The organism is Aeromonas rivuli (assembly GCF_020149575.1).
Lineage (GTDB): Bacteria > Pseudomonadota > Gammaproteobacteria > Enterobacterales > Aeromonadaceae > Aeromonas > Aeromonas rivuli.
Map to the genome: position 1 here is coordinate 637,748 of NZ_CP079742.1, position 13,620 is coordinate 651,367.

The 13,620-nt window shown below is 61.4% G+C and carries 13 protein-coding genes; 11 read left to right on the plus strand and 2 right to left on the minus strand.

Going from position 1 to position 13,620, the window contains the following annotated elements; all coding sequences use genetic code 11:
• Positions 1-136 precede the first annotated feature (136 nt).
• Entirely contained in the window at positions 137-1,060 is a 924-nt protein-coding gene (lpxL, locus tag KYK33_RS02975) for an LpxL/LpxP family Kdo(2)-lipid IV(A) lauroyl/palmitoleoyl acyltransferase (protein WP_042041704.1), read from the minus strand.
• A 151-nt stretch (positions 1,061-1,211) separates the two neighbouring features.
• Here lpxL and hldE point away from each other — a divergent pair, with 151 nt between their 5' ends.
• Positions 1,212-2,639, plus strand: a complete 1,428-nt coding sequence (gene hldE, locus KYK33_RS02980) for a bifunctional D-glycero-beta-D-manno-heptose-7-phosphate kinase/D-glycero-beta-D-manno-heptose 1-phosphate adenylyltransferase HldE (protein ID WP_042041703.1) — start codon at positions 1,212-1,214, stop codon at positions 2,637-2,639.
• 138 nt (positions 2,640-2,777) lie between these two features.
• Here hldE and tolC read toward each other — a convergent pair whose 3' ends face one another.
• Positions 2,778-4,118: an outer membrane channel protein TolC gene (gene tolC / locus KYK33_RS02985; protein ID WP_224431981.1), complete on the minus strand. Its 1,341-nt coding sequence runs from the start codon at positions 4,116-4,118 to the stop codon at positions 2,778-2,780.
• A 307-nt stretch (positions 4,119-4,425) separates the two neighbouring features.
• Between tolC and nudF the strand changes: the two genes are divergently transcribed.
• The 10 genes from nudF (at position 4,426) to parE (ending at position 13,500) form a co-directional block, all read left to right on the plus strand.
• Positions 4,426-5,067, plus strand: a complete 642-nt coding sequence (gene nudF / locus KYK33_RS02990; RefSeq protein WP_224431982.1) for an ADP-ribose diphosphatase — start codon at positions 4,426-4,428, stop codon at positions 5,065-5,067.
• Between the two features lies 1 nt (position 5,068).
• Positions 5,069-5,515 (plus strand): DUF1249 domain-containing protein, encoded by a 447-nt coding sequence (locus tag KYK33_RS02995; protein ID WP_224431983.1) that lies wholly within the window; start codon positions 5,069-5,071, stop codon positions 5,513-5,515.
• A gap of 26 nt (positions 5,516-5,541) precedes the next feature.
• Complete coding sequence (gene cpdA / locus KYK33_RS03000; protein WP_224431984.1) at positions 5,542-6,360, plus strand: 3',5'-cyclic-AMP phosphodiesterase; 819 nt, start codon at positions 5,542-5,544, stop codon at positions 6,358-6,360.
• A gap of 74 nt (positions 6,361-6,434) precedes the next feature.
• Positions 6,435-7,022 carry a YqiA/YcfP family alpha/beta fold hydrolase gene (locus tag KYK33_RS03005; RefSeq protein ID WP_224431985.1) on the plus strand — a complete coding sequence of 196 codons (588 nt, stop codon included), beginning with the start codon at positions 6,435-6,437 and terminating at the stop codon, positions 7,020-7,022.
• Positions 7,023-7,106: 84 nt separating this feature from the next.
• Entirely contained in the window at positions 7,107-7,718 is a 612-nt protein-coding gene (locus KYK33_RS03010) for an NUDIX hydrolase (protein ID WP_224432931.1), read from the plus strand.
• Between the two features lie 32 nt (positions 7,719-7,750).
• Positions 7,751-8,146 carry a GFA family protein gene (locus KYK33_RS03015; protein WP_224431986.1) on the plus strand — a complete coding sequence of 132 codons (396 nt, stop codon included), beginning with the start codon at positions 7,751-7,753 and terminating at the stop codon, positions 8,144-8,146.
• A 119-nt stretch (positions 8,147-8,265) separates the two neighbouring features.
• Positions 8,266-8,484 carry a DUF1656 domain-containing protein gene (locus KYK33_RS03020; protein WP_005894245.1) on the plus strand — a complete coding sequence of 73 codons (219 nt, stop codon included), beginning with the start codon at positions 8,266-8,268 and terminating at the stop codon, positions 8,482-8,484.
• Positions 8,477-9,343, plus strand: coding sequence for an efflux RND transporter periplasmic adaptor subunit (locus KYK33_RS03025; RefSeq protein WP_224431987.1), 867 nt, complete (start codon positions 8,477-8,479; stop codon positions 9,341-9,343). Before KYK33_RS03020 ends, KYK33_RS03025 begins: the two co-directional genes overlap by 8 nt.
• A 75-nt stretch (positions 9,344-9,418) precedes the next feature.
• Entirely contained in the window at positions 9,419-11,428 is a 2,010-nt protein-coding gene (locus KYK33_RS03030) for an FUSC family protein (RefSeq protein ID WP_224432932.1), read from the plus strand.
• 176 nt (positions 11,429-11,604) lie between these two features.
• Positions 11,605-13,500: a DNA topoisomerase IV subunit B gene (gene parE / locus KYK33_RS03035; RefSeq protein WP_224431988.1), complete on the plus strand. Its 1,896-nt coding sequence runs from the start codon at positions 11,605-11,607 to the stop codon at positions 13,498-13,500.
• Positions 13,501-13,620: the final 120 nt, after the last annotated feature.

Here is a 13,620-nt window from a genome sequence, read left to right on the forward strand (position 1 = left end):
TCCCTTCATGGGCCCTGGCGCCCTCTCCTGCTTATCATTTTGATTATTAATAAAATATCACGCTTCGATTGAAAACCTTTGGCTGTCAAAAATGATAAGGAAATCGTGAAAAGGCGGTTTTCCCAGCAGTTTCACATCAGTAATAACCGGGATCTTCCTTGCTGGGCCTGGTCTTGAAGCGACGATGCAGCCACATATACTGCTCGGGGGCTCGGCGCACGGCGGTTTCAATTTCCCGATTGACCCGCGCGGCATCCGCCAGCTCATCCCCACTAGGATAGTCCGCGAGTGGCGCCCCTATATTCAGTTCGTACCCCTTGGCGGTACGAATGTTGTAGCAGGGCAGGGTGACGCTGTTCTTGACCCGTGCCAGGGTGGCGGTACCTGTGATGGTGGCGGCCTTCTCGACCGCGAAGTAGGGCACGAAGACGCTGGCATGGCTGCCGTAGTCGTGGTCCGGTGCGTACCAGAGCGCATCCCCGTTGCGCAGCGCCTTGATCATCCCCTTCACGTCGGTGCGATCGACCAGGTACTTGTTGGAGGCGCAGCGGCCATGGTACTGGGCATACTCCAGCACCGGATTGGTATTGGGGCGATAGACGCCGACCCCGGGCCTGACCAGGCCGAAACAGCGGGCGTTGAGTTCCAGAGTCAAGAAGTGGCAGGAGAGCAGCAACATGCCCTGGCCCTTGGCCACGGCGTTGTGGACATGCTCTTCCCCCTTGACCGTCATCAGCTTGCGCATGCGCCAATCCGGCCAGAACCAGGCCATACCCACCTCGAAGATGGCGCAACCTACGCTGTCGAAGTTCTGCTTGAGCAGCACCTCGCGCTCGTCCCGGCTCAGTTCGGGCAGGGCCAGCTCAAGATTGCGACGGGCAATTTTCACCCTGGACTTGAGCAGACGGCGGGCGAGGGCGCCCAGGCCACGACCTAGCCACATCTGGGTACGCCATGGCAACAGGACCAGCAACCAGAGCAGGGAAAGCCCTAACCAGCTGCCCCAATAGCGGGGGTGAAATAGAGGAGGGGTGAGGCGGGGAGTATTATCTTGGGCCATGAAGATTCTCGTGTTCGCAAACTCAGTCGGGGGATTCTAGCCGAAAAATACGGCCGCTGGCGAATGGCGCGGCCAATGGCGTTGTTAACACGGCGCCAGAGACTGTGATAAAATCCTCTGCTGATTTTTCCGGTTGTGAGAGTCGATACAGATGAAGATCACCCTGCCCGATTTTGAAAAAGCCCGCGTACTGGTTGTCGGCGATGTCATGCTGGATCGCTACTGGCATGGCCCCACCGGTCGTATCTCGCCGGAAGCGCCGGTACCCGTGGTCAAGGTAGAGCACATCGAGGAGCGCCCGGGTGGCGCGGCCAACGTGGCGCTCAACTCGGCGGCCCTCGGCGCTCACGCCGTGCTGCTGGGCCTGACCGGGCAGGATGAGGCCGCCGATGCGTTGGCGAGCCAGATGGCCGGGGTCAAGGTGGCCTGCGACTTCGTGCGCCTCAGGGACTATCCCACCATCACCAAGCTGCGGGTATTGTCACGCAACCAGCAACTGCTGCGCCTGGACTTCGAGGAGGCCTTCCACGATGTCGACGCCTCGCTGCTGATGGGCAAGGTCGAGCAGGCGCTGCCTCATGCCGATGTGATGATCCTCTCCGACTATGGCAAGGGCGCGCTCAACGATGTGCCGGGCATGATAGCCCGTGCCCGTGCCGCCGGTATTCCGGTGCTGGTTGACCCCAAGGGGACCGAGTTCGAGAAGTACCGTGGTGCCACTTTGCTCACCCCCAACATGTCCGAGTTCGAGGCGGTGGTGGGCAAGGTGAAGAGTGAACAGGAATTGGTCAGCCGTGGCTTGGAGCTGGTCAAGCGCTTCGAGCTGGATGCCTTGCTGGTGACCCGCTCCGAGAATGGCATGACCCTGATCCGTGCAGGACAGGAAGAGTTGCATCTGCCCGCTCAGGCCCATGAGGTCTATGACGTGACCGGGGCCGGTGACACCGTCATCTCGACCCTGGCTACCGCTCTGGCCGCCGGCAAGACCCTGGACGAGGCGTGCGCCCTGGCCAACACCGCCGCGGGCATAGTGGTCGGCAAGCTTGGTACCTCCACCGTCAGCCCGGTCGAGCTGGCCAATGCGCTCTACAACGAGCACGAGACCGGCTTTGGTGTGCTCTCCGAGCAGCAGCTCAAGATAGCGGTCGATGCCGCTCGTCGTCGTGGCGAGAAGGTGGTCATGACCAACGGCTGCTTCGATATCCTGCACGCCGGCCATGTCTCCTATCTTGCCAATGCAGGCAAGCTGGGGGATCGCCTGATCGTCGCGGTCAACACTGATGAATCCGTGCGCCGCCTCAAGGGGCCGGGCCGCCCGGTCAATCCGACCGAGCGTCGCATGACCGTATTGGCCGCCCTGGGTGCCGTGGATTGGGTCGTGCCCTTTGCCGAGGATACCCCCCAGCGCCTGATCGCCGAGATACTGCCGGATCTGCTGGTCAAGGGGGGTGACTACCAACCCGAAGAGATCGCCGGTTATGACGAAGTGACCGCCAATGGCGGCGAGGTGCGAGTCCTCAACTTCGAGGATGGCTGCTCTACCAGCGACATCATCAAGACCATTCGCGAACGCGGATAAGCGATAGTCAGCCCTGAAAAACCGGCCAAGGCTGGTTTCTAAGGGCTGTTATTCAGCGCGGTTGTTCGCCCGGGATGGTGAGCGGCACTCATAAAAAAGGCGACCTCAGGGTCGCCTTTTTCGTTAGTGCAGGGTCAATCAATAGGTACGGCTGGTGCTCTTGGGGGCATCGGCTGGGGCAATCATCAGGCCCTGGTTGACCTCTACGATGTCTTTCTGTTCCAACACGCCAGCCGCCTGCTTGAGGGCGAGGATGCTGAGGATGTAGTTGTAACGTGCCTCGGAGAGCTTCTGCTTGGCGTCATACAGCTTGCGGGTCGAGTCGAGCACGTCGACTATGGTACGGGTGCCCACTTCATAACCGGCTTCGGTCGCCTTCAGGGCGCTCTCGGCGGAGATCACCGACTGGCTGTAGGCACGGACCGAGCCGATGCTGGCGTTCACGTTGTTATAGGAGGAACGCACGCTGCTCTGCACGGAGCGGAAGCTGCGCTCAAGCTGCTCGCTGGCTGCCACATAGTTGTATTGGGACTGTTTGACCTGGGAGGTCGTCGCGCCGCCGGTATAGAGCGGCAGCTTGAAGGTCAGCCCTATGTTGGCCTGGTTATCGTTACCGTCCGAGTTCATGGTCTCGTCCTTGTAATCGTAATAACCGGTGTTCAGACCGGCGCCCAGATCCAGGGTCGGCTCATGACCGGTCTTGGCCAGATCGATCTGCTCCTTGGCGATGTCTTTGCCGATGCGGGCGCTGTGCAGCTCCAGGTTCTTGTCCAGGGCAACTTCCAGCCACTTGTCAGAATTGAAACCGGTTTTTTGCGGCGTGAAGCGGTCGGTGTTGAGCACGTCCAGATTGCGGTGATCGACACCGGTTAGCTCACGCAAGGCTTCGTAGCTGTTATCCAGGTTGTTTTCGGCATTGATCTCGTCGGCAAGGGCCTGGTCACGAGAGGCTTCGGCTTCGTGCACGTCGGTGATGGCGGTCAGACCCACTTCGAAACGCTGCTGGGTCTGCTCGAGTTGACGCTCGACCGCGGCCTTGTTGGCGCGCACGAATTCCAGGGTGTCCTGGGCATTGAGCACGTTGAAATAGGCCTGGGAGGTCCGCACCATCAGACGCTGGTATTCCAGGTTGTAGGTGACGTCAGACTGGGTGGCGCTCTTCTCGGTCAGGTCCAGGTTGACCCAGTTGCTGCGACGGTAGATGGACTGGTCCAGAGAGAGGCTGCCGGTGGCATTGCCATTGGTCTGGGTGTCGCTCTTGTTGGCCAGGTAGTTGAGACCGGCACCCAGGTTGATCTGGGGCAGCAAGGAGGCGCGAGACTCATTGATCTTCTCGAAGGCCTGGTCGCGGCGGGCCTTGGACTCCAGCAGCTGGGTGTCCTTCTGTTGCGCCTGGGTATAGATGTCGAGCAAGTTTTCAGCGTGGGCACTGGCGCTGAGGCCGAGCAGGACCATGACTGACAGGAGTGTTCTGTTCATAGATTCTCTTAACCTTATGTATTAACTCGAAGCTGCCACTGGATGTAGGAAAGATATTGTCACCAACCAAACTGGATTTCAGCTTAATCGAGTCACTATCTGCAAAATTTCACGAAAGCCGTCCGGTTCTGACCCGAAGAAAAGGAACAAAAACAGCGGGGTTTTTCTCCCGCGAACGCCTAGCCAAATGCCCTGTGACTGCTAAAATCCATCGCTCATCGATATCAAGGATGAGTGAATGAATGTTCATTCATGAACTCGGATTTTATGGTCTAACCGGGCCAAGTCAAGCCGACGGGAGCAGCAGATGTCGCAGCAAGCCTTGCCAGATACCGTCCATTATGGCGTGGAAGATGTAAAAATCATTGAAAAATCAGTAGGGTATAACGGTTTTTTCAAAGTGAACGTCTATCGTTTGCAGCACAGGTTATTTGCCGGGGGCTGGAATGAACCCATAGTGCGCGAGCTGTTCGAGCGGGGTCATGCCGCCGCGTTGTTGCCCTATGATCCGGTGCGCGACGAGATAGTGCTGGTCGAGCAGTTCCGTATCGGTGCCATCGAGACCAGTCCCACTCCCTGGCTGCTGGAGCTGGTGGCCGGCATCATAGACGAAGGGGAGACCGCCGAAGTTGTGGTGCGCCGGGAGGCGGTGGAAGAGGCGGGCATCGAGGTGGGTCGCTGTGAGCATGCCATCAGCTATCTGGTGAGCCCCGGTGGCAGCACGGAGCGCATCGAGGTGTTCGTGGGCGAGGTGGATGCCAGTCAGGCCCAGGGTCTGCATGGCTTGGCCGAGGAGGGGGAAGACATCCGGGTGCACAGGGTGAGCCGCGAGCAGGCCTATGCCTGGCTCAAGGAGGGGCGTATCGACAACGCCGCTTCCGTCATCGCCCTGCAGTGGCTGGCCCTCAATCACGGTGAGCTGCGTGCGCGCTGGCTGGCTGGGCGCTAAGGTGGCGCTCACCCTGCAGCAGGCTAAGCGCTATGTGCCTGATTTGATGTCCTTGCAGCGTACCTGCGAGGTTAACTATATGGCGTTGATGAAGTTGCTGCCTCCCGGCGGCAGCGTAGGAGCCGAGCGCCGCTATCAGGTCGGCAATGGCCTGCGGTTCCAGCTCACCGTCAGCGAGGAGAGCCGGTTCACCAGTCAGGTGATCCTGGCTCAGCACAACCCTGAGTTACCGGACTATTTGCAGACTCGCATAGAGATTCGTTTGTATCATGATGTGCGAATGGCGGAAGTGTGTGCGGCGCAACAGATTTCCAGGTTGCAACCACGTTATGATTACCCCAATACAAAAATGCACCAACGGGATGAAAAAGAGCAGGTAAATCTGTTCCTCGCCGATTGGCTCAAGTTTTGTCTCAGGCACGGTACCAGTCTGATTAACATCCTCTAGTTGAACCAATAAAAAGAAGCGTGATCTTGGACACAGAGCTACCTCAGGCGCCCGACGGCAGTGTGCGCCTGTTACAGATAACCGATACCCATCTGTTCGCCAGCGGTGAAGGCAGTCTGCTGGCCGTGCGGACCGCCGACAGCCTGGCTGCCGTACTCGAACGGGTTCAGATCAATGCCCATCAGTTCGACCTTATTCTGGCGACCGGGGATCTCTCCCAGGATCACAGTCCGGAATCCTACCAGCGTTTTGCCTCCATGATGGCGCCCCTGTCGCGCCCCATCTACTGGCTGCCCGGCAATCACGACGACGGCCCCCTGATGACCGAGTACCTGCATGCGGCCGGGATCAGCGAGGCCAAGCAACTGGTGGGGGATCACTGGCAGATCATACTGCTCGACACCCAGGTGCGCGGCAAACCCCATGGGGTGCTTGGGGATCACCAGTTGGCGGCCCTGGATCTGGCCCTGCGCCAGCACCCGGAGCGCCATGCCCTCATCGCCTTGCATCATCAGGCGGTGCCGGTGGGCTGCGCCTGGCTGGATCAGCACAACCTCAAGAATGCCGATGATCTCTTCGCCGTACTGGCGCGCCATCCGCAGCAAAAAACCATCCTGTTTGGCCATGTCCATCAGGAGTTTGACGAGGTACACAGGGGAGTGCGGCTCATCGCCAGCCCCTCCACCTGCATCCAGTTCAAGCCGCTCTGTGAGGGCTTCACTCTGGATGAGTCGGGCCCGGGTTGGCGTTACCTGACCCTGCACCCCGATGGCCGTATCGCCAGCCAGGTGTGGCGCCTGCCCCTGGGCCAGTTTGTACCCGACCCGAATGCCACCGGTTATTGAGGGGCTGATATGAACGTGGTGCTACTTTATCCTTGGGATGTCAACGCGGCGCCAAGGTTGCTCGGAGGGGCACGATGAGTTCAGTGTTGCTTTATCTGCACGGTTTCAACTCCTCACCCGGTTCGGCCAAGGCGCACCAGATGGCCGATTGGCTCGCCGAACACAGGCCCGACATCGAGGTGCTGATCCCGGCGCAGCCCAATACCCCGGCAGCAGCCTGGGCGGCCATAGAGCAGACCATCGCGGCCGCGCAGGCCCGCCACGGCGACCGCCTCAGGCTCGGCGCCGTGGGCAGCTCCCTGGGCGGTTTTATGGCGACCCGGGTGAGCGAGCGCTATGGCTGCCGCGCCGCCTTAATCAATCCGGCGGTACGTCCCCATGAGTTGCTGCAAGATTTCTTGGGGCCACAGACCAATCCCTATACCCATGAGCGCTATGAACTGCTGCCCCGGCACATGGACGAGCTCAGGGCGCTGGCGGTGCCGGTGACGGCACCGGATCGGCTCTGGGTGCTGCAACAGCAGGAGGACGAGGTGCTCGACTATCGCAAGGCGCTGAGCGAGTACTCCTTTGCCCGGCTCTCCCTCGAGTGCGGTGGCGATCACAGCTTCGTCGGCTTCGAGCGTTTCCCGGCCCAGATAGTCCATTTTCTGGGGCTCTGAATCATGGCTCCCGACACCCACCCTCAGTCAGACCCCCAAGAGAGCCATCACCCGGACTCGCGATCCGGCCCAGACCAGCCTCGGCTGGCTTCTTTTCTGGAACAGGTACTGGCCACGGCCCAGGCCGGACTGACCTACTCCAGGGATCCCTTCGACATAGGGCGCTTTCATGCCTTGCGCGATGCCACCGCTGCCCTTATCGCCGAGCAGAGTGCGCAGGATCCTGTGCGGATTGCTGACTGGATTGCCCTGGATAGCGGCTATCCGACCCCCAAGCTGGATGTGCGCGCCCTGATCCTCAACGAGCAGGGGCAGCTGCTGTTGGTGCGCGAGCGCAGCGATGGTTGCTGGACCTTGCCCGGCGGCTGGTGCGATATCGGTGACTCACCGGCGGGGGCCGTGGTGCGAGAGGTGGTCGAGGAGACGGGCTTGGTCTGTCGCGCCGTGCAACTGCTGGCGCTGTTTGACAAGCTCAAACATCCCCATCCGCCGCAGCTGCCCCATGCCCACAAGGCCTTCTTCCTGTGCGAGGTCGTGGGGGGGCAACTGCTCACCGAGACGGACGAAACCCAAGACGCCGCCTACTTCCCCATCGACGCCTTGCCCGAGTTGTCGCGCCATAGGGTGGTGGCGTCACAACTGCGTACCTTGCATGCCCATGTGCAGCAGGGGCGGTGCGAGACCCTGTTCGACTGATCCGGGAGTCCATCCCGTGGCAAGGAGGCCATATGATCAAACGCATCGGCAATACCCCCATTCAAGAGAGACACAGGGCCAGCTGTCATTGCGGGGCCGTGGTGCTGGAGCTCAGTCTGCCGGACGGCGTGGTGGATCCACGGCGCTGTGACTGCTCTCTGTGTCGGCGGCGCGGCGCCATCGTCGCCTCGGTACCGCTCTCTGGCATCCGCATACTGCAAGGGGAAGAGGTACTGCGCTGCTACCAGTTCAATACTCGCACCGCCCGCCACTATTTTTGCGGGAGATGCGGCATCTATACCCATCATCAGCGCAGATCCAATCCAGCCGAGTATGGCTACAACCTCGCTTGCCTCGACGGTGTCAATCCGTTCGAGCTGGGTGAGGTGCCGCTGCGGGACGGGGTAAATCACCCGGCCGACCAATAAGGGTGCCAGCTGTTGCTGTAGCGACCCGAATGGCTGTGTTAACCTTGGCAAGCCTGCCCCGGTGCAGGTCATAACGGGTTTCTTCAGCCCTTCTTCGCCAAACAGGGAGCACGCCAGTGATGACCCCTTCAGCACTGCCCGATCTTATCCTCGGCGCCTCGCTCTATTTTCCGCCCCTGTTCAAGGCGGTGTTGCTCGGGCTGCTCGGCTGGCTGCCGCTGCATCGTCTGGTGCGCGACTGGCTCTATGGCGGTGATGTCTGGCACCCCATGCTGATGGATCTCTCCCTCTTCGTACTCGCCGTGTGCGGCGCTCTCTGGATCTTGCTACATGGCTAAATCACCGCTGGCGACCCTCAAATATCTATCTACCCTGCTGGTCTGCGCCCTGGCGCTGGGGGCCGCCTGGTGGTTGTGGAACTACTACATGCAGGGCCCCTGGACCCGGGATGGCAAGGTGCGGGCCGAACTGGTCAGCGTCACCCCCGAGGTGTCGGGCAAGCTGCTCGATATCCGGGTGCAGGACAACCAGTTGGTAAAGCAGGGAGAGCTGCTGTTTCGTATCGATCCCGAGCCCTATCGCATCGCCGAACGCAATGCCATGGCCGCTCTGAGCAAGGCGGAGTCCGACTTTGCCAAGGCCAGTCACGAGGCGAGCCGCAGACGCAACCTGGCGCGCAATGTCATCTCGGCGGAGGCGGTGGACGAGGCCAGGCTGAATCAACAGGCGATGCAGGCAGCCTTTGAGGTGGCCAAGGCCAACCTGGCCCAGGCGCAGTGGTCCCTGGCCAAGACGGATATCCATGCCAGCACCGATGGCTACATCACCAACCTGCAAACCCGGGTTGGCAACTATGCCAGTGCGGGGACTCCGCTGGTGGCGCTGGTCGATACCCACTCCTTCTATGTGCTGGGCTATTTCGAGGAGACCAAGCTGCGCCATATTCGTATCGGCAGGCGGGCCGAGATAGTGCTCTACAGCTCGGACAGGCCCTTGACCGGCACCGTGGAGAGCATCGGGCGCGCCATCCATGATCAGAGCCTGGCGTCAGGCTCCGGACTGCTGGTGGATGTCAAACCGAACGTGCCCTGGGTGCGCCTCGCCCAGCGGGTGCCGGTGCGCATTCGACTCGATGAGGTGCCAGCGGATGTCACCCTGATCGCCGGTACCACCGTCTCCATTGCCATCCATGACTGATATCCCCCTGCTTGTGCCCCTACCGGGCTGCTGCGCGGGCTTGTGCCCTGACGACGGCAGGAGGCGGTGGTGAGGCTGGCGCTGCCTCGCTGGCGCCAGAGCCCCTGGGGCAAGGCGAGCGCCGATCAGTGGCGTTATGCCCTGCGCAATGGCCTTGCCATGTGTCTGGCACTCTGGCTCGCCTTCGTGCTGCAACTCGACTCCCCTTACTGGGCCATGACCTCGGCCGCGGTGGTGAGTTTTCCCACGGTGGGGGGGGTCATCAGCAAGAGCCTGGGCAGGGTGCTGGGCAGCCTGATGGGGGCCATGGCGGCCATCCTGATCGCCAGTTATGGTCTGGCCGATCCCTGGCTGTTCAGCCTGCTGATCGCACTCTGGATAGGCCTCTGTACCTATATCTCCAACCACTATCAGAACAATGTCTCCTACGGCTTCGCCCTGGCGGGCTACACCGCGGCCATCATTGCGTTCTCCTGCGTCAACGTCGATGACTCTCTCTACATCTTCGACATCGCCCAGGCGCGAGTGAGCGAGGTGATCACCGGCATCCTCTGCGGCGCCTTCATGATGATGCTGCTGCCGAGTACCGGTGATGGCGAGACCCTGCTCGGCTCCCTGCGCCAGAGCCAGACCCGCCTGCTCGAACATGCCCAGCTGCTCTGGCAGGGGCAGAGCAATGCCGATATCCGCCAGGCCCACCAGGGCATCATCAGCCAGATCCTCACCATGAATGTGCTGCGTATCCAGGCGGTGTGGAGCCATCACAGGTTCAGGCGCCACAACCGGTTGTTCAACTTCCTGCTCCATCGCCAATTGCGCATGACCAGCCTCATCTCCGGGGTGCGTCGCCTGCTGCACAACTGGCCAGCGCCCCCTGCCGGGCTCAATGAGTTGCTCGCCGCGCTGCTCAAGGCCCTGGCCGCCCCCGATTGCGACAAATACCGCATCGCCCGCCTGCTGGCACCCCTGGCCGGGAGTGAGGATTATCGCACTCGGGTGTTCTGGCAGCGGCTGCGCCACTTCTGCTGGTGCTATCTGGAGGCGCAGCGCTGGCTGGACAGGCTGGTGCAGGCCAGGCAGAGAGGGCAGGAGGAGCCAGTACAATGGCCCGCCCCTCCCAGACTGGCTTCCCTGACCATGCACACCGACAGCTATGAGGCTGCCTATAACGGCGCGCGCACCTTTCTCTGTGTGCTGCTGGGCTGCATCTTCTGGTTCCAGACTCAGTGGGATGGGGGCAGCGCGGCGCTGACCCTGCTCTCGATCAGTTGCGTGCTCTATTCGGCGGTGCCTGCGCCTCTGAAAAGCGTGACCACCATGCTGCAGGCCATAGTGCTGCTCAGTCTGGTCTGCTTCCTGGTGAAGTTCGGCCTGATGATCCGGCTGGAGGCGCTCTGGCCCCTCATCTTGTTGCTGCTGCCCGTCCTGATAACCATGCAGCTCCTCAAGTTGCAGCGGCCGGCCAGCGCCGCGCTTTGGGGTCAGTTGATCGTGATGCTTGGATCCTTTCTCGCGATCTCGAATCCCCCCAGCTATGACTTTCTGGGTTATATCAACGGCAGTCTGGCCCAGATGCTGGGGGTGATGGTCGCCGGGCTGGCGTTTCAGATCCTGAGACCGAGCTCGGATGGCCGCAAGAGCCGCCGCCTGATGCGCCGTCTGCGCCGGGATTTCATGGATCAGCTGCGCACCCGGCCGCAGCAGAGTGAGCACGAGTTTGAATCCCGCATCTATCACGCCATCAGCCAGCTCAGCCAGAGCCAGGATCAGCAGGCCCGGCTCTGGGTGCTGCGCTGGGGGGTGGTGTTGCTCAACTGCAGCCACATCGTCTGGCAATTGCGGGACTGGCGCGGGCTCAATCCTGCGCTCTATCCGGTGCGGGATCGCTGCATTCGCAGCCTGAAAGGGATCTTGACCGAGGGGGGCGTGCAGCAGGCACACCTTGCCAGCACCCTGACCGAGCTGACGCGCCTGGATGGGCTGCTCGCCCGCGATCCGGACAGGGAGTCCCGGGCGCTGGCCGGGCTCATCTGGCGGCTCTCCAGCTCCCTCTCCCAGCTAGAGCAGGCGCTGCCCAGCGACTGAGTCGGGTCTGGGTCGGGACGGATTTTCCCTCCTGGCAGCAAGGGGGTTGCAAAGGGATGGCCTCCTGCCTTGGCTGCCATTTCTCTCGATCCGGTCACTCTTTGCCGTCGTCTCGTTTGTCCAAGGCCCTCGCAAGAGTTAAGATTCTCCCCAAACGTCAATTCGCAAGGCCCTCCATGTCCACTCAATACAATGCCGATGCCATTGAGGTCCTCAATGGCCTCGAACCGGTGCGTCGCCGTCCCGGCATGTACACCGACACCACCCGGCCCAATCACCTCGGCCAGGAGGTCATCGACAACAGCGTCGACGAGGCGCTGGCGGGCCATGCCCGTACCCTGGAGGTGACCCTGTTTGAAGACCAGTCCCTCGAGGTTGTCGATGACGGACGGGGTATGCCGGTCGACATTCACCCGGAGGAGGGGGTCTCGGGGGTGGAGCTGATCCTCTGCAAGCTGCACGCGGGGGGCAAGTTCTCCAACAAGAACTACCAGTTCTCAGGCGGTCTGCACGGGGTGGGCATCTCGGTGGTGAACGCCCTCTCCGATCGGGTCGAGGTGACGGTACGCCGGGACGGCCAGGTCTATGACATCGCCTTCGAGCGCGGCGACAAGGTGTCTGATCTGACCATCAGCGGCACCTGCGGACGCCGCAACACCGGCACAAGGGTGCGCTTCTGGCCAGAGGCGCGCTATTTCGACTCGCCGCGCTTCTCGGTCTCCAAGCTGGAACACCTGCTCAAGGCCAAGGCCGTGCTCTGCCCCGGCCTCACCATCAAGTTCCTCGACAAGAACACCGGTATCAAGCTGGAGTGGTGCTACGAAGATGGCCTCAAGGATTATCTGGTCGATGCGGTCAAGCAGTTCACCTGCCTGCCGGAGCAGCCCTTCGTCGGCTCGTTCAGTACCGATCAATCCGCCGCGGACTGGGCCCTGTGCTGGTTGCCGGAAGGGGGCGAGTGCCTCGCCGAATCCTATGTGAACCTGATCCCCACCGCCCAGGGCGGCACCCACGTCAACGGCCTGCGCCAGGGGCTGCTCGACGCCATGCGCGAGTTCTGCGAGTTCAGAAACCTGCTGCCGCGCGGGGTCAAACTGACCCCGGAAGATATCTGGGATCGCTGCGCTTACATCCTCTCCATCAAGATGCAGGATCCCCAGTTTGCCGGTCAGACCAAGGAGCGGCTCTCGTCCCGCCAGAGCTCGGCCTTCGTCTCCGGGATAGTCAAAGATGCGTTCAGCTTGTATTTGAACAGCAACACCGAGCTGGCGGAGCAGATCGCCGAGATCTGTATCTCCAGTGCCCAGCGCCGGCTGCGCGCCGCCAAGACGGTGGTGCGCAAGAAGATAACCCAAGGCCCGGCTTTGCCCGGCAAGCTCACCGACTGCAACTGCGCCGATCCCATGCAGGGGGAGCTGTTCCTGGTGGAGGGTGATTCGGCGGGCGGCAGCGCCAAGCAGGCGCGGGATCGAGAATTCCAGGCGATCATGCCCCTGCGTGGCAAGATCCTGAACACCTGGGAGGTCGAAGCCGGTCAGGTGCTCGCCTCCCAGGAAGTGCACGACATCTCTGTGGCCATCGGCCTCGATCCCGACTCCGAAGATCTCAGTGGCCTGCGCTACGGCAAGGTGTGCATCCTCGCGGATGCGGACTCGGACGGTCTGCACATCGCCACCCTGCTCTGCGCCCTGTTTGTTAAGCATTTCAGAACCCTGGTCAACAAGGGCCACGTCTATGTGGCCATGCCGCCGCTCTACCGGATAGATATCGGTAAAGAGGTGTTCTACGCCCTGGACGAGGACGAGAAGAACGGCGTGCTGCAGCGGGTCGAGGCCGAGAAGAAGAAGGGCAAGGTGATGGTGACCCGATTCAAGGGGCTGGGTGAGATGAACCCGAAACAGCTGCGGGAAACCACCATGGATCCCAACACCCGCCGCCTGGTGCAGCTCACCATGGGCGAGCTGGAGGAGGGGGACGAGACCCTGCAGCTGATGGACATGCTGCTGGCCAAGAAGCGCTCCGGAGATCGCCGGGAGTGGCTGGAAGAGAAGGGCAACCTCGCCATCATCTAAGCCAATGGTGTCCGTCGCCAGTCGACCCGAATTTCAGGCGCCCCACCCGGTGGCGCGCCCCAGCAAGAGCACAATCCTATGAGTGATGCTATCGAGCTCAGTCTGTTGGATGAAGTAGAG